The organism is Rhizobium sp. BK275, from assembly GCF_014193555.1.
Taxonomy (GTDB): Bacteria; Pseudomonadota; Alphaproteobacteria; order Rhizobiales; family Rhizobiaceae; genus Rhizobium.
This window is the reverse complement of record NZ_JACHZL010000001.1, coordinates 1221456-1237775: the sequence shown is the minus strand read 5'-3', so window position 1 is coordinate 1237775 and position 16320 is coordinate 1221456. Positions and strand designations below refer to the sequence as shown.

The window sequence follows — 16320 nt, the reverse complement described above, 5'->3', positions numbered from 1 at the left end:
CACCCTTCACCTATCCGCCGCGATTTCAGCTCGCGCAGAGTTTCTTCAGTGCCTTCTCCACGCCCTTGCGAAGGGCGGCCGAAATCTCGGGTTCGAGTGCCGTGACAACGTCACCGAACTCACCGCCGGCCTCGACGATCTCGATCGAACTTCCGCTCATGACACAGGTGACGAGATTGGTCTGCAGGTGAATTCGAGCCTTTGCCGAAAAACCACCCTGAAGAGGGGCATCGTCCGACGTCCTGCAGGCGAGCGTTCCGAGTGCGCTTGCCTCGGCCAGATCTCCGATAACGCGGATTTCAAGCGTATCGACTTTAACGAAGTCGAGCTTGTCGATGCCCAATTCGACCTTCACACCCAAAACCGATTGCCTGACCTTCAATGGCTTGCAGGGCTGCGCGGCCTCGATCGCTCGTTCGAGAACATTGGCGGCGGATGCCGGTGCGCTCAAGAATGGTGTGGCAACAATGATCGCGCCGAACGCCACGCACCTCAGATGGTACCAACCGTTCCGGCATGTCGTGACCTGACGCTTCGTGTCGCCAAGCGAACCCGCCAGGCCAGATCCCGTCTGCGAACGAATTTCAAGATGATCGACAGGCATACTCTTCCTCAAATCGAAGTGTGTCTGGCGACATCAGAATACAGCGTCCCTATGCAAAGGGAAGAATGTTGCATCAGATCGTCCCCTGCGACGTCTTCCTGGGGCGGATCGAATACTGTCGACGGAGATAAGCCGCCGTTCGGCGAGATCGTCAGGACTGACACTCCCTGCACGCGAAGGGCAGGCGGGCAGAGCAATGCCGCGGGGTTCCGGCACTGTCTCCGCCCGTCCTCGACCGGCAAAGCCGGTCGATCTCCTTGACGTCTGTTCCATGTCTTCGCGGAGCGGCTAGACGGCGCCTGGGCATGCTTTCCGTCAACGCGTCATTGCAGGCTTCGGCTTCTTTTCCGTCCATTGCGGCGGAGCGCCATACTTCGAAGCGAGGGCACCAAGCAGCCCGGGTGCGCGGCCGAACGCATCGCAGGCAGCATATTTCGGCTTTCCGCCGAGCCAGGAGCGGGCGCGCTGTCTCGACGGAAGCGAAAGATTCAGTCCCTTCGGTTCCTTTCCGGCGATCAGCGCCCGTGAGAAATCGCCGGCAAATTTCGTTGCAAGACCATAGGCGTCCCCGACCTCGGAAACGCGCGGCTTGTCCTGAATGGAGTTTGCGCCCCGCGCCCACAGCATTGCGGCATTTTGCATTCCCGTGGCATCGAGTGCTTCGGCTTCGATCGCCAGGCCGCCAAGGCCGAAAGGGAGGCGCGGTACGCTCACAGGCAGGGCAAAGCCCGAACCGACGCTGACGACGGTCGCGACCCCGGCAGCTGCCTTGTTGGTCGGAACGATGTCGGCAACAACCGAACGCACGGTCAGATCCGCCGGCTGGCCGGCCGGGACCATCTGGTATTTGTCGCTCAGCGCCACGCACAGCGCCCGGTCGAGAGCATTGGAAACCAGGGACCGGTCGGCCTCGGACCTGATTTTGGACGCGGCACTGAAGGAAAAGACGGTCGGGACGATGGCGACGGTCTTTACCCGCGCCAGTTGCTGCCCGTCGACGTAGAGCCGTTTCTTGGCGAGCGTCCCCTTCGACGGACCGAGATTGCTGTAGGAGGCGAGCGTTCCCGCCTCCTTGAGCGGCACGGCAGCACAGCCGGAAACGGTTACCGTTATCAGCAGAGCAATAACCCCCAGGAGCGATGCCCTGGAAGAATGATTGAAAAATCGACGATTTGAAAACGAATTGCTGGGCATGTGTCTCGTTGGCTCCGGTCATGGCGATGACCGGACACTCGGGGGCAACAATTGCCACACAATTACGTGGTCCGCCGCTTGCTGCATTTTGGAGCTGGATCGATACCTTCGTTCCCGACGGACCACTTTCGATACCGACTTTTCCGCCATGGTTTCGGCAATCTGCGTGACAAGGCTAAGCCCCAGACCCGCGCACTGCTCTTCGGCACCACGCGGTATTCTCGACCTTGAGGATGGATGCGCGATCACTCGGCCCATCGATGATGGTTTGCTCTTTCGGGATTTCGCCCAGAACCTCGTAATGCTCCGTGGGATTAGAACGCTACTTGATGGCGCGCTGTTAAGATTCGCCCCAACTCCCCGAAAGCCATTAAGTGGTTTCCTGCTGACGGGATCCCATTCCGCAGGATCAGCAAAGGCACTCCCAGCAACGGCAAGATGAAACGCCCGATGGCTGGGAGCCAATGAGCGAGCCGGCAATTACCGCCGGATCTCGAACTGGGCACCGCGCGGAGGACCTCGATCGCGATCTCGGCGCGGACGCCGCGTCGTAAGAGGATTCCTGTTCCGCCATGTGCTTTTCCTTTCGTTTCTCTTTAATGCTCAGCCAATGACACCGCGAGAGCGATCGATGGCGCGCCGCCGGCGTTCCGAAATGATCTCGTGGCTACTCTGTGCCTGGACCGCTTGCTGCAGGACCTGCAAGCGGTCCTGCATCGCCTCGAACGCGCGACGCTGTGCCGGCGACACGCGGTTAGGCGCATAATTTCCATTGAGAATTGAGCCATGTGAACCTTCCCCCCAACGCGGAGAGCGACGGTCTCGGCCGACCCCTTCTGCGGGGAGAACCCCGCAACACCCCCATTGGCGGTGAAGGCGGATAGTGTACGCCATCAAGACACACGATCTTGAAAAGATCGACATAATCGCGTACATCTTGAACATGTACAAATTGCGAGGAAGACGGAGATGCCCCAGGCTGCCATAGATGACAACAAGCGCATGAATTTGCGGGTTTCGCCGGAAACGAAGGCTAAGCTCGTGCGCGCCGCCGCGCTGCGCAACACCGACCTGACCAACTTCGTTACGCAGACCGCCTTGCGCGAAGCCGAAGCTGTGATCGAGGCGGCCGAGGTCGTTCGTCTGACGGCGCGCGATCATGCGCGCGTGCTCGAACTGCTGGAAAATCCGCCCAAGCCCAACGCGAAGCTGCGGGCAGCGATGGCGGCGTTGCCCGACACTCTATGACGCTGCCCGCCTGGAGAGAGGAAGCAATCGCGAAATCGCACGGTCGCCAGTCCTTCGACTGCGGCGATCCGGCGATGAACGATTTCTTCCGACGCTACGCCCGTCAAAGTCACGAACAGAACGCCTCAAAGACCTTCTGTGCAATCGACGCCTCTACGCCCAACCGCGTGCTGGGATTCTACACTGTCGCCCCTTCCTCCGTGGCGCACGCAGGCGTGCCGGCGTCGATGACAAAGGGGCTGACCCAACACGAAGTTCCTGGCTTCAAGCTGGCGCGGATCGCAACCGATGTCTCCGTCGCGGGCCATGGTTTGGGCGGCCAGCTCCTCGTCGCCGCGGCGCTTCGCTGCCTCCGGATCGCGTCCGAGGCTGGGGGCGTGCTGCTGATTATCGACGCCAAGGGCGAGCGCGCGGCCCAATGGTATGCCAGCTATGGGGCCGAGCCGCTGGAGAACCACCCGTTCACGCTCGTCATGCCGCTTGCCACCTTCGCCGCCGACCTCAAGACCAAGGGCCTTCTCTGACGGTCGTTCGCAGTTTCGTTCTTTCAGGGTTTGCTAATGCGACCGACCGTACTTCATCCAGAATTGAAGCCTCGCTATGCAGCGACACGACCTGGGTGCGGCTGCGCGGCATACCCCATGCGAGCACCAATCCGCCGTATGACGGCGTCGATGTTGGCGAGGAACATTGCACGGTCCTCAACCGGCAGATAGGTCAGATCGATATCGACCGACAGGCGAGGAAGATCTCTGACGAAGACATTGATGGCCGTGCCGCGCTTCAATGCGAAGACATCCTCCTCAGCAACGAGTGGCAGAACCCGAACGAGGAGACTGACTTGCGCGCGGTAAGCTTCAGACGCCGGCGTCGAGTGCCGCCGGCACAGTGATCTGATACTTACTGTCCAGTCGACCGCCGACCACGATCTGACGCTTGCCATGACCGAGGTCGATACGTTTGAGATCGAGCCGGCCGAAGTAGGCATCAGTCCGGTAGTGCGGCGATCCTCATGTGTTTGATGCGCGCAGCGAGTCTTTTCCTTTCGCGTTGCGGCAGCACTACATGCGGAAAAACAAATCCGGTCATGCTTCCGCAATTGTCGGAGCCCATATGGAAAGACATCCAACCTGAACCGGCAGGGCACGACCTCATCCGCCCTCAACATCTGGAACAGAGCAATGGCTTCAAAACGAACGACAGGATCAGCTGCGGCGCTGGTGGTTGTCGAATCCATTCAAACTGCCGTCCTGACCTTTGATGCTGCCAGTGCGAAACCCGGCACCAGGCAATGGCCGGTCATCCTCATCGTCAGAAGGAACAGAAAGATCGTTCATACCCGGGCCAGCAAGGTGCCGATGGTCGAGATGAAAAGGCGTCCCGTGCGGTTCGAACCGGCAAGACGGGTCGGTGAGCACCCATGACGCGCAAGACCATTGCTCGTGTGCTCGCAAACCTGTTCTTCGTGACGATCCTGTTTGGTGCGCTGCTCGGCGGTCCGATCCTGATGCTCATTTTGGTTTCAGAGCGGCTTGCGCTGTGACCATGTCTAAACCGAGGTGGGATATTCTCGGTGCGCGGCGGTTGTGCCGAGCTACGCTGCTGCCGATATACCGTATGATCCCACCGCGTGATGATGATGCCGAGATATGGCCGGCGCCCTTAACAAATCAAAATAAATCTCATGATGACATTACCGAACGCGTTGGAGAATATCGCAACAACATCACCACCGGCAGACGGGCATGGCCACGTTCCCCCAACTGAATTTAATCCCTCGATCGCGACCTGCCATTTGAGGGTCAAACCAATCCAAAGGAATACATAATGCGCACAGCTCGCTTACCAAGCGACCGCTCCCCTTGCCGATTTTTGATGCCATTGATCGTCCTTGCGGTTTTCGCCGGCGCACCGGCGCGAGCCGAAGAACCTCTTTCCAGCGTAATCGCCGACGGCAAGCCGTGGGAAATGATCGTCGTCAAACGAAAGGCCTCAAACATCCTCGTGTTCCGTCCGGATGGCGGCGGAACAATCAGTGATAGTCTCGTGAGCATAAACCCGACGTGGAGGGCCGCTCCAGGCGGGATTTGCATAAGGCCGCGACCGGAAGAGGCTGAAAAATGCCTTCAACTGACCCGGACCAAGGCCGGCATCGAAGCATCGCAGAACGGCAAGACCGTTTGGGTGCTGAAGCGATGAAGCACACTCGGGCAATCCGGATTTCGGTGCTGATGGCGGGACGGAGCGCGTCGCCATTGGCGCTCCATTCCGTCGACCGGAACCGGCGAAACCTGCCAGGGATGTTGGGATGAGGACAGATACGCTCGCATCGTTCCCGACGCTTCCGGTGCACGCTCCAGCTTCCGAAAACCCAGAGGCGAAAGCTAGGATTACATCATTTCGATTCTCTATCTATGGTTGCCACAAAATCACGTAAAAATTACGCGTGCGAAACATCAGGTGAGCCGTTACGATGGACACGATTCCTACCGAAGGCTTTGATGCGGCTTTGACCTTGACCGATCCCCTTGACCATCTGCCGGCAGCCAAGCGGCGCGAGCTTGCCCGCGTGCTTGAAATCATCTTTGCCGAGGTCGAGCAGTTCCGTGCCACCAAGCTGTCGGCCAAGCGGGCCAATAGCCAGGTCCTGAAGGTTATTCTCTACGGATCCTATGCGCGCGGCGACTGGGTGGAGGACCGTTCGAGCGGTTACCGCTCCGATTACGATATCCTTGTTATCGTCAATTCCGAGGCCTTCGCGCAGGAGCAGGAATTGTGGCTTTCGCTCGACGAGCGGCTATTGCAGGAGCAGATCGCCCACCGGATCGAAACACCGGTCATCCCGATCGTCCACAGCCTGCATGACGTCAACGACCAGCTCTCACGCGGCCGGCCCTTCTTTGTCGATATCGCCAGAGACGGGAAGGTCCTCTACGAGGAAGAAGGCCATCCCCTCGCCCACCCCAGACCGCTCACCATGGAAGAGGCGAAAGCTGAGGCGCAGAAAAATTTCGAACGATGGTACCAGCTGTCGCAGGAGGCACTCGTTGGAGCCGAACTGATGCTCGAGCGAAACATCTGGCGGCACGGTGCCTTTATGCTGCATCAGGCGGTTGAAGAAGCATATCATTGCCTCCTCCTTACGCTAACCCTCTACAGCCCCAAGTCGCATCGCATAAAAGTGCTGCGTTCGAAGGCCGAAGATCTCGACAAAAGATTGGTCGATGCCTGGCCGCGAGACAATCGCATGGCCCGTCGTCGTTTCGAGCTTCTCTCCCGCGCCTACGTTGAGGCACGCTATTCGCCGAACTATGCGATTACTACCGAGGAGCTTGGATGGCTGGCGGAACGAGTGCGGGCACTGCAGGCAGCAGTCGCATCAATCTGTGAGGAACGCCTGCTCGGACTCCCGCCGAGCGAAGGTGATGGGACACTGCCAAAGAATTAACGATTACGCGCTCGAGCCGACTGCTCAAACGATATTATCGTCAGATTTGTGCCAGGCCCGACCGATATAGCCAGTGGCACTGTTTGAGTTCTTGGTATTTCCTAAAAAACAACGAAGATTCGGGTCTTTGTTGATCTCAGGAGCATCTATCCGGTAAGGGAAGCGATCAAATACGGATTCGGTTCTTTGCCACCGGCGGGAGACCCGAGAAAAAGGTAGAAATGCGCTACTTCATTACGGGAACGGCAGGCTTCATTGGCTTTCATCTGGCCCGCCGACTGCTGCAGGATGGGCATGAAGTAACCGGCTTCGACGGACTGACACCCTATTACAATGTCAGGCTGAAGGAGATGCGCCATGCGGCACTGGCGCAATATCCTGCCTTCCGCCCCTTCATCGCCATGCTCGAAGACAAGGCAGCGCTGGAAACCGCGGTCTTAGCGGCAAAACCGGATGTTCTCATTCATCTGGCAGCACAAGCCGGAGTGCGCTACAGCATCGAAAACCCGCAGGCCTATCTGCGTTCGAACATCGAGGGCTCCTGGAACATTCTGGAGCTGGCGAGCCGCATTGACCTGCGTCATCTCATGCTTGCCTCGACCTCATCGATCTACGGCGCAAATCCGACCGTCCCCTTCCACGAAACCGACCGTGCCGACGAACCATTGAGCTTCTATGCCGCCAGCAAGAAGTCGATGGAGCTGATGGCGCACAGCTATTCGCATCTCTACAAGATTCCGACCACGGCCTTCCGCTTCTTCACCGTCTATGGCCCGTGGGGCCGGCCGGACATGGCCCTCTTCAAATTCGTCAAGAACATGATCGAGGGCAAGCCAATCGAGATCTACGGCAAGGGCAATATGAGCCGCGATTTCACCTATATCGACGATCTGGTTGAAGCCGTGGTCAGGTTGTCAGACGTCATTCCGTCAGAAGGCAACCGCGTTACTGACAACGGAATTGAAACCCTTTCGCATAAGGCGCCCTTCCGGATCGTCAATATTGGCGGCGGGCAACCGGTGAGCCTCATGGACTTCATCGAGAAGGTGGAGAATGCGATGGGGCACAAAGCAAAACGCGTCATGCTTCCCATGCAGAAAGGCGATGTGCCGCGCACCTTCGCGAGCCCCGATCTTCTCCATGCCCTGACAGGCTATCAGCCGAACACCCCTTTAGAAACGGGCACGAGGGCTTTCGTCGAGTGGTATCTGGAAGCCAAGCAAGGACTCGGCGCGATTGATATATAAGCTGCTGATGGCAGTTACGATGCACCAATCCGCTTGAGGCAATAAGAAAAGTGAGCATCCGGCTCGAGTGTCAGAAACTCGAAGCGCCAGCCATATTCGACGCAGAACTTGTTGACCGCCTCGACAACCCCGTAGATCACGGGTTTGACGGTGTTCCCCGTGCAGAAATCGTGCCCGGCAATCCGGCCATCCTGCTTCACCTTCCGGTTTGCGAGCAGCAACTCGTCCCATGTCAGCGCAAAGGAATGATCGGTATCGATATAGATCCAATCGATGGTCTCGTCATCGAACTGGGACAGCATATCGAGCGACGTGCCCTGTCGAATCATAACGCGACCTTCGGCGATCTCGGATCCGAATTTGTGATTGATGATTTCGAGACCTTCGGAATAGCGGTCCATATTCCAGGGATCAACGAGGTTGAGCTGCTGTGGCTGGTTGCGCGCCAGGATCTGCTCACTAAAGGCGCCCTCAGCGACACCCAATTCAGCGACGATCCCACCTTTCGGTAAATTGTCGAGAAGCTTGCCGCGATCGGGCAGCAATCTGGCATGCTCGGTGTGGACGTAATCCAAAAAGGTCCGGGGGGTGCTTTGCCGAAGGGCCGCTCGCTGCTCTCGCGTCGTCATTTTCGCTCCGATTTTTTTCAACCGCACCTCTACAGAGAATGCCCGCTATGGGGAAGAGCAGCGCTTCCAAGCAAATTGCGCAAAAACTCAAAAAGAGACTTGCGGTTCTTTCTCAATATCGTTAGAGACGCTGCACCGAACGATGACACAGAGCATCGAGGGCGATTAGCTCAGTTGGTAGAGCGCCTCGTTTACACCGAGGATGTCGGGAGTTCGAGTCTCTCATCGCCCACCATTCCCTTGAAATCCAAAGTCTTCTAGCCTTGAATTTGGTACGTGAGCCATTCATCCAATGCAGAGGTCGAGGCGGCGCTAAAAGTCCTGAAGGGGAAGAGTTTTCTTTAGTCCTCGGTGCCCGCTTTACTCCTTGCCGATGAGAACATAACCAGAACTTCTAAAACGCACCGCGGAAAGATGACGGCAATGGACACCATGCCGAACGATATCTCGTGGGAAGCCGACAGCTCGATGAGCATCGGAACCTACTTCGGCGGCGATATTCGATACGGCCTCTGAGGATCTGTACGAGAGATCCCGCGACCAGGGCTACGCCCTCTAATTTTCGGTTCGCCCAGGCGGATGGGCCGCGCGGTGACCTCCTTGTTAACCACCGAAGAGCGCTGCGCGGCTGCATAACGAAATGTCCTCCGACCATCGGCCGAAACAAGCGTGGCTCGAAACCTGGGCCGACGAAGCAGGATTTCTGCGGTTATGACGGGGGAGGCGATCATCGGCCGATCCGGCTGGACACCGGCACAGCAAACAGAACCGACCTGAGGCGCTAGAACGGCGGATTTGCGTGTTGGGTCCGACACAGAATTACGTCGCAGCGGCGCTGGGCAGACTCCGCGCGGGAGGCTTCCCGAGCGGCCGAGGCGCACTACAACAAGCTGAGAGAGGCCCATTTCAGATAAGCGATCGCATGGCCTTCAACCACTGGCGCTATTTTCCGAACTTGGCTTGTCTGTGTTGGGAGGACCGGATGTCTTAAAGAGCGCCACGATCCTTAGAACCAGCCTTGTCAGTGTAGGAGCGCCTCACGAGAACTCCGAACTTTCACTGAATGCAGCTGCAAATGCAATCGATGTTCTTGAAGCCGGATCGCACCTCCGACTCAAGGCCCGTTTGCCGGCACCCGAGGTTGGTGACCCACTCGCCAAGCTCGGCGGTGATGGCATCCGCATAGACACGGTGGGCATCATTGTTGTTGCTCATGTCGTCTGCCATCCTTGTTCCTGCCCTCTCAATGCCATGCAGTTTCACCGGCGCACTCGCCTCGGCATGCTGAAGGAAAAGGCCGCACAAAGAACGATCCGGATGATTGCGAGAAACGGCCGGAGCATTGTCGAGGTTTCGCCGTTTGAACATTGGGCTGTATGGCAAAGGGTCTGGCCCATCCTCTGCTGCCGGCAGAATCCCCACCCGCCCCTTCAGATCTGTCCGTAGCCAGCTTTTCAACCCCATGGTGTTTTTCTCCGTCCACCGTCGAGTTGAGATATCGCTGCGAAGTTCTGCAGAGCGCTTCGCTTAAGCGGTATCTAATATCTACGCTTGCAGCGAGAGTTAGCATTTGCGATAACAACGTGCAGTGGCGTTCGTCGAGCACAGCTGAATGCAATTTGTTACGCACCTTTGGGAGACATCGTGGCAGATCTAGCAATTTATCTTCCTCGTCCAGCGACCGGCGTATGGACTTGGTACAAGCAAGGCGGAGACGTTCTTGCCTTCATCGCGATCTCCCTATCCATGGCTATCTTCATTGGGCAGGAACAAATCATCTCGCGCGGCGATGTTGTCTATTGGCTAGTTGTTGGTCCCAGTCTTTTAATGCCGTTGCTTCGCTTCAGGCAGACACTCGAGAACCTGCTTTTCGGGAAGGCGCGGCCAATAGCCTTTTTCGGAATTGTCAGCGCCGTCTGGTTAATGATCCAGCGGGATTTTGGAGCCGTCCCACCAATCTTTCTGATCGTGTGGGTCGCAGGATGGGCGTGCCGAGATGAGGTGAGAATCAGCGCCCGAGCGCTTCTCGCTCTGGCCTTGATATTCTACGGCGCCGGCTGCATCTCCTTTTTGATGCAGCCTTCCTATGAGGATCACCCGTGGCTGATGCAGCCACTAGATCCGCCTGAAGCTGCCGAAGGGAGTAGTTCTGAACTTGCTTTGCCCGAACAAGATCGAGATGGGTTAAACATCAACGCGTGGGGTATTTTACCGAATCAAACTGCAGTCGCATTCCAGCCGTGGCGCATCTCGGCCACTCCAAACATCGCCACATCTGGAATATTCTCGCTCATGATCCTCCTGGTGATTGTCAGACGCTTCCGTCCAAACCCGTTGGAGGTCGCGACGGCGGCATCCGCACTCTACTTCGCGACATTGTCATTCGTTCGAGCTGTTTTCGTAAGTTTTGCACTATTCTCCGCAACAATAGCAATAATGAGCCTATTGCCGCAGCGCCCGCGCCTCAGAGTTGCTGTTGCGCTTTTTATGACCATCGGAATTACCATCCTGGTTGCCTTATCGCCAATCCTCTTATATGCGCTGCAAGACTGGAGCATCGTGTCCCGAATGTTTCTTCGCGGACAGGCCGGCATGTCTGTCGCGGATATATATCGCCAGATGTACCGTCCATGGCTATGGAGCGAGCATCTGAAACTGTTCTGGAGCAGCCCTTACCTTATGGGTCAAGGCAGTGAATTAGCGGTTAGCGCGCTCAAGAATATTATCAACGCAGGACAGATGCGGTCGGACTCCGTCTCATTCCTCACCCGCATGGTGGCGACATACGGCATCCCCGCTTTCGGGATCATCATATTCTTGATCGAGCGGTGCTATAGCCACGCCAAAGAGAACGACATTTGGGGTGTCGCAGTCCTGTCCGTAATGGTGTGGCTTATGATGAGTTGGGGCAGTATCTTCCACCCCAGCAACGGCATGTTCGCCCTCGCATTCCTTTTCATCAGTAACGGGTCTCAAGTCTTCTCATGCAGCAAAGCATGCGGAGACGAGGAACAACGCTTATACAAAACGGAAACCTAGCCGGAGGACGATTATGGTTCGCATCTCTGCTATCGCTGTCGTAGGTGCCTGCGTTGTCGGCCTCATGTTAGCATTGACCGCCGACATAGGCGAACCAATTCAGTGGCCCGAAATTCACGCCCCAAAAACAGGCCGGCTCGTTAACGTGGTGCCTGCCCTCGATACACCTTCTGAATCGCCTTAAACGGAGACATCATTGAACTCCTCGGAACCTTGCCCGCCTGTCGAAGTTGAGAGCAAGGATTGCGCAGCAATGTATTTCGCATACTGCTCGCCCCGGCCGGGGCGTGCGATCCACTCCCTGTTAATTCCCCCAGAGACTAGCCCGCTTCGGCGAGCTTTTTTTGCCGACGCCGGCGGCCGTCACGAGCTATTTAATGCATGGTGTGCTGAGCAAAGCGTAGACTCTCCAAGAGAGCGCTCAACTCGTCGATACGACTATCCCTGTTGAAATCCTTTTCGCTGAGCATAAATCCATTGCGACCCATCTGAGACCGATCGTGATTACTCATGCTCATCATCTTGAGCACAGACTCAGCTAACGCTGCCCCGTTGCCCGCGGGAGAAGCGAGTCCAGCACCGGCGCGGCTTAGGACATCCGCGCCCTCACCATTTAGCATGGCAAGGATGGGTAGCCCTTCGGCAAGATACGATTGCATTTTTCCGGGAATAGTCATCGCGAAAATCGGCTCTGCTTTCAACGAAACGAGCAATGCATCGGCATGCATGTAAAAGGATCGCATCCGCTCAAGCGGAAAACGGCCCGGAAGCAGAACGGAATCTTGTAATTGGCGACGCTCTACTTCCTCGCGGACCCAAGAAGCCATCCTTCCGTCACCGACAATGATCCAGCGAACCGCCTTGTTATGTTTCAACGATTCCGCAGCATCGAGAACGGCGCCGAAATCTTGAGCCTCCCCAATGTTCCCAGTGAAGACAATGGTGAATTTTTCTCTATCCGCAGGAATTTCGGAAGCTGGCTCCTCCTCAATATTGCGGTCAACTTTATCGGCCCAGCTTGGAAAATAGGTTATTTTGTCTGGCAATTGATCGAAGCGAGCAATTTCGGGGATGAAGCTGCGTGATTGTGCAAGTATCAAATCGCAACGGTCATAGATGAATTTGACGATCTTCCCGACTTGCTTCAGAACGAATTTAGAGCGAACGACGCCGGTGGCCTCCAGGCTCTCAGGCCACAAATCCAATACCCAAAAAGCAACTGGTGCTTTTTTCAACCACCGCAGAACTATTGCGGGAAAGCCAACAGAAATAGGCGACGGTTCGAAGACGAATATTGCGTCAAACTTCCTCCCCCGCAGCTTGAACGCGCCAAAAAAGGAGCCACAGAGCGCGAAGCTTGCATAATTCAATAACAAAGTGATCGCCCGCACGCCCCTTGCTAACATAGGCACCCTGACAACCGGAATCCCGTTATAGCTGGCGAATGCGGAAGGATCCTGCAGATATTCTGGAAAGATTTTGCCGGAGGGATAGTTGGGTTTTCCAGTCAGCACGGTGACCTCATGCCCGCGATCAACGAGGCCAGTCACAAGATCGTTGATCCTAAACCCTTCCGGCCAGAAATACTGTGTGACGACGAGGATCTTCACAGCGGTCCGGGCTACTCAGCCGTACGCCAGACGACACGATTCACGTAATCCGTATAGCTATAAATGATCCTGACAACCTTGTCGGCGACATTTGGCATGCTGTAGTCAGACACAAGTCTGAACGCCCGACTTGTGGACGAGTGCTGTGCTTCAACCACATCGAGCGCCTGCAGAATTCGAGTTTGCGACAGCCCCGTCATAACTACGGCGGTCTCCTCCATTCCTTCAGGCCGCTCATGCGCCTCGCGAATATTCAACGCAGGAAAATTGAGAATTGATGCCTCTTCACTGATCGTGCCGCTATCAGACAATACGACGCGCGCATTCTGCTGAAGGTTGACGTAGTCAAAAAAGCCGAGTGGCTTTGATATATTGATCAGAGGGTGAAACGGGAGTCCGGCCGCGTCGATGCGCTTTCGCGTTCGTGGATGGGCGGAGACGATCAACGGTATGGCATAGCGCTCCGCAACTGCATTCAAGACCTCAACCAGTTTTTTAAAACTGACTTCGGGCTCAATATTTTCCTCTCTGTGAGCGCTCACCACAAAATATCCCCGCGGCTCCAATCCAAACCGGCTCAAGACATCAGACTTTTCAATTGAAGGCATATAATGATTGAGAACTTCATACATCGGGCTGCCCGTCTTTATCACACGGTCGGGCGGCAAGCCTTCGCGCAGCAAGTATTCGCGCGCGATGGTCGAATAGGTCAGATTGATATCGGCGGTATGATCAACAATCTTGCGGTTGATCTCCTCGGGTACGCGCTGATCGAAGCATCGATTTCCGGCCTCCATGTGGAAAATCGGGATCTTTCGCCTTTTTGCAGCAATCACGGACAGACAACTATTGGTATCCCCTAAAACCAACAGGGCTTCGGGCCGGACGGTCTCCAGGACGTCATCGCAGGTAGCGATAATCTTTCCAATGGCCTCGGCCGCGTTCTTTCCTGCAGCGTTCAAGAAATGGTCTGGTTTGCGAACACCGAGATCGTTGAAGAATATCTCGTTCAATTCGTAGTCGTAGTTTTGCCCAGTATGGACGAGTATATGATCACAGTGCTCGTCCAATTTGGCGATGACGCGCGACAACCGGATAATTTCGGGTCTCGTCCCTACAACCGTCAGAACTCTCAATTTCTTCTCTGGCATTTCAGACCTGCTTGACGATTGTATCTGGCTTTTGCGGATCGAAGGTTTCGTTCGCCCATAATAGGACGATCATTGTGTCTCTGCCGACATTGGTAATGTCGTGTACCCAGCCTGGGACAGTCTCGACAATACGAGGAGTGCTGCCGTCAGTGAAAAGCTCCGCCGTCTCATTGCTCAAGACGTGGCGGAACCGAAACTGCGCCTTGCCTTGGACAACAAGAAACTTCTCATTCTTTGTATGATGGTAGTGTCCGCCGCGGGTCACGCCAGGATGGGCCGTAAAGAATGAAAACTGGCCGGCATTTTCCGTCCGAAGCATTTCTGCAAACTCGCCCCGCGGATCGCGGTGAGTGACGAGATCGTATGCGAAATGCTCGGGCTTCATGAATGAAAGGAACGTGGCATAAAGAGCTCGCTGCAGCCCGTTGCCGACCCCGCCGGGAGTCAGTGTCTCTCGACTGGCCTTGAACGCCTCCAACTGTTCTGCCAGTTTCCCAACGGTTGTCGAATACACTGGCTCAACAGTCGCGTATCCGCTTGTAGGCAGACCGTTCTCCAAGCGATCGATGAAGTCTGCAACCAAATCATCGATGTAGACTAGATGGATCACTGCTTCAGGATCGTGGATCGCAATCGGCTCGCCATTAATAATATTGTGACAGAATGTCGCCACTACAGAATTGTAGGCAGGCCGGCTCCATTTGCCAAAGACGTTCGGCAGACGATAGATGGCGTATCTCCCACCCGATCTGCTGGCATAAGCACGAATGACCTCTTCTGCGTCGTGTTTGCTGCGTCCGTAAGGGTTGTCCCTCATGGCCTGGATCGATGAGGTGTAGATGATCGGAATTGCGGTTTCGAGGGACTCGAGCGCTTGGCACAGACGTTCCGTCAGACCGACATTGCCGCTCTCGAATTCAGTATCATCTACCGGCCGGTTGACCCCGGCGCAGTGAAAAACCATAGAGGTCCCATCGAGTACGCTTGCCATTTTTGCAACATCAAAATCTCGGGCGAGCTCTCTGACGCCGAAACCCAGTTCTCGAAGCCGCACAGCCAGATTTGCGCCGATAAAGCCGTTTGCACCGGTGATGGTAACTGTCGCACTCATACATCAAACCTTACCGGTTTGCCTGCCCGCATCTGTTCGACGAAGCTGAGCTTATGCAACAGCTTGATCATGCCGTCGACATCCAACCGTGTCGTCGTGTGTGAATTGTAATCCTGGCTTTCGGAAATCTTCGCCTCGCCCTCTTCGACATATTTCGCGTAATTCAGATCCCGAAGGTCGGGTACGACGCGGAAATAATCGCCAAGATCCTCCGCCGAGGCCATCTCTTCGGCGCTTAGAAGCGTTTCATAGAGTTTCTCGCCGTGGCGGGTTCCCATGACATGCACGGGATGGGACTGCATATTCATGATCGCCCTGATAGCTTCCGCAAGTACCCCAATCGTGGCTGCCGGCGCTTTCTGGACGAAGATATCACCGTTGCTGCCACGCTCGAATGCATAGAGAACAAGATCGATGGCATCATCGAGCGTCATCATAAACCGCGTCATCGCGGGGTTCGTGATCGTCAGCGGCTTTCCCGCCAAGATCTGCTCGACAAAAAGCGGAATAACCGATCCGCGGGAAGCCATGACATTGCCATAACGAGTGCCGCAGATGACGGTGCCGTTGTTGAGATTTCTCGACTTGGCAACCATGACCTTTTCCATCAACGCCTTGGAAATTCCCATGGCGTTAATCGGATAGACCGCCTTATCCGTGCTTAGGCAGACAACACGCTTGACGCCGTTGGTGATAGCAGCCTCCAGGACATTTTCGGTGCCGAGCACGTTCGTCTTGACCGCTTCAAGCGGATGAAACTCACATGACGGGACCTGCTTCAGCGCTGCTGCGTGAAAGATATAATCGACGCCGCGCGTAGCGTTCAGAACACTTGAATAATCTCGCACATCGCCGATGTAGAACTTAAGCTTGTCATTATTGAACGCCTTGCGAACGTCATCCTGCTTCTTCTCATCACGGCTGAATATGCGGATCTCACGTATTTCGCTGTCCAGGAAACGGCGCATCACAGCATGGCCGAACGAACCAGTGCCACCGGTGATCAGGAGACAAGCGTCTGTAAACATCTCTTCCACTT

At 55.9% G+C, this 16320-nt stretch carries 15 protein-coding genes, 1 tRNA gene and 2 pseudogenes; 8 read left to right on the top strand and 10 right to left on the bottom strand.

The genetic code is table 11. The features are described 5' to 3' along the window. Positions 1-25: 25 nt before the first annotated feature. Positions 26-604, bottom strand: a complete 579-nt coding sequence (locus FHT82_RS05625; RefSeq protein WP_183727077.1) for a hypothetical protein — start codon at positions 602-604, stop codon at positions 26-28. Between the two features lie 315 nt (positions 605-919). After that, positions 920-1798 (bottom strand): DUF3313 domain-containing protein, encoded by an 879-nt coding sequence (locus FHT82_RS05620; RefSeq protein WP_183727075.1) that lies wholly within the window; start codon positions 1796-1798, stop codon positions 920-922. 969 nt (positions 1799-2767) lie between these two features. Here FHT82_RS05620 and FHT82_RS05615 point away from each other — a divergent pair. Then, the gene (locus tag FHT82_RS05615; RefSeq protein ID WP_183727073.1) at positions 2768-3046 is read left to right on the top strand and encodes a DUF1778 domain-containing protein; all 279 of its coding nucleotides are present in this window, start codon (positions 2768-2770) and stop codon (positions 3044-3046) included. Continuing rightward, positions 3043-3570 carry a GNAT family N-acetyltransferase gene (locus FHT82_RS05610; protein WP_183727072.1) on the top strand — a complete coding sequence of 176 codons (528 nt, stop codon included), beginning with the start codon at positions 3043-3045 and terminating at the stop codon, positions 3568-3570. The genes FHT82_RS05615 and FHT82_RS05610 overlap by 4 nt, the downstream gene beginning before the upstream one ends. 116 nt (positions 3571-3686) lie before the next feature. Here the strand turns inward: FHT82_RS05610 and FHT82_RS05605 are convergent. Continuing rightward, positions 3687-3935 (bottom strand): annotated as a pseudogene (locus FHT82_RS05605) (nucleotidyl transferase AbiEii/AbiGii toxin family protein); the annotation flags it as partial. Continuing rightward, positions 3904-4020: pseudogene (locus FHT82_RS30285) on the bottom strand (type IV toxin-antitoxin system AbiEi family antitoxin domain-containing protein); the annotation flags it as partial. The pseudogenes FHT82_RS30285 and FHT82_RS05605, both read right to left, overlap by 32 nt. Positions 4021-4466: 446 nt before the next feature. Between FHT82_RS30285 and FHT82_RS30530 the strand changes: the two are divergent. From FHT82_RS30530 to FHT82_RS05590, 4 genes are all read left to right on the top strand, one after another. Continuing rightward, positions 4467-4589: a hypothetical protein gene (locus tag FHT82_RS30530; RefSeq protein WP_281411203.1), complete on the top strand. Its 123-nt coding sequence runs from the start codon at positions 4467-4469 to the stop codon at positions 4587-4589. Positions 4590-4873: 284 nt separating this feature from the next. Continuing rightward, entirely contained in the window at positions 4874-5245 is a 372-nt protein-coding gene (locus FHT82_RS05600; protein WP_183727069.1) for a hypothetical protein, read from the top strand. Positions 5246-5519: 274 nt separating this feature from the next. Then, entirely contained in the window at positions 5520-6494 is a 975-nt protein-coding gene (locus FHT82_RS05595) for a HEPN domain-containing protein (RefSeq protein WP_183727067.1), read from the top strand. A gap of 221 nt (positions 6495-6715) precedes the next feature. Next, positions 6716-7741, top strand: coding sequence for an NAD-dependent epimerase/dehydratase family protein (locus FHT82_RS05590; RefSeq protein ID WP_183727066.1), 1026 nt, complete (start codon positions 6716-6718; stop codon positions 7739-7741). Positions 7742-7755: 14 nt separating this feature from the next. On the opposite strand, the gene FHT82_RS05585 is transcribed toward FHT82_RS05590, so the two are convergent. Next, positions 7756-8370: a class I SAM-dependent methyltransferase gene (locus FHT82_RS05585; protein WP_183727334.1), complete on the bottom strand. Its 615-nt coding sequence runs from the start codon at positions 8368-8370 to the stop codon at positions 7756-7758. A gap of 159 nt (positions 8371-8529) precedes the next feature. Between FHT82_RS05585 and FHT82_RS05580 the strand changes: the two genes are divergently transcribed. Beyond that, positions 8530-8605, top strand: a tRNA-Val gene (locus FHT82_RS05580). 821 nt (positions 8606-9426) lie between these two features. On the opposite strand, the gene FHT82_RS05575 is transcribed toward FHT82_RS05580, so the two are convergent. Next, positions 9427-9834 carry a hypothetical protein gene (locus tag FHT82_RS05575; RefSeq protein ID WP_183727348.1) on the bottom strand — a complete coding sequence of 136 codons (408 nt, stop codon included), beginning with the start codon at positions 9832-9834 and terminating at the stop codon, positions 9427-9429. Positions 9835-10014: 180 nt separating this feature from the next. Here FHT82_RS05575 and FHT82_RS05570 point away from each other — a divergent pair, with 180 nt between their 5' ends. Further along, positions 10015-11409: a hypothetical protein gene (locus tag FHT82_RS05570; RefSeq protein ID WP_183727064.1), complete on the top strand. Its 1395-nt coding sequence runs from the start codon at positions 10015-10017 to the stop codon at positions 11407-11409. A 374-nt stretch (positions 11410-11783) separates the two neighbouring features. On the opposite strand, the gene FHT82_RS30645 is transcribed toward FHT82_RS05570, so the two are convergent. From FHT82_RS30645 to FHT82_RS05550, 4 genes are read right to left on the bottom strand one after another with little or no spacing between them, the layout of a single operon-like run. Beyond that, a complete protein-coding gene (locus tag FHT82_RS30645) occupies positions 11784-13019 on the bottom strand; it encodes a glycosyltransferase family 4 protein (protein WP_183727062.1) in 1236 nt (411 codons plus the stop codon). 11 nt (positions 13020-13030) lie between these two features. Next, positions 13031-14170 carry a UDP-N-acetylglucosamine 2-epimerase (non-hydrolyzing) gene (gene wecB, locus FHT82_RS05560; protein ID WP_183727061.1) on the bottom strand — a complete coding sequence of 380 codons (1140 nt, stop codon included), beginning with the start codon at positions 14168-14170 and terminating at the stop codon, positions 13031-13033. Position 14171: 1 nt separating this feature from the next. Then, positions 14172-15281: an NAD-dependent epimerase/dehydratase family protein gene (locus FHT82_RS05555; protein ID WP_183727059.1), complete on the bottom strand. Its 1110-nt coding sequence runs from the start codon at positions 15279-15281 to the stop codon at positions 14172-14174. Continuing rightward, a complete protein-coding gene (locus tag FHT82_RS05550) occupies positions 15278-16309 on the bottom strand; it encodes a polysaccharide biosynthesis protein (protein ID WP_183727057.1) in 1032 nt (343 codons plus the stop codon). Before FHT82_RS05550 ends, FHT82_RS05555 begins: the two co-directional genes overlap by 4 nt. Positions 16310-16320: the final 11 nt, after the last annotated feature.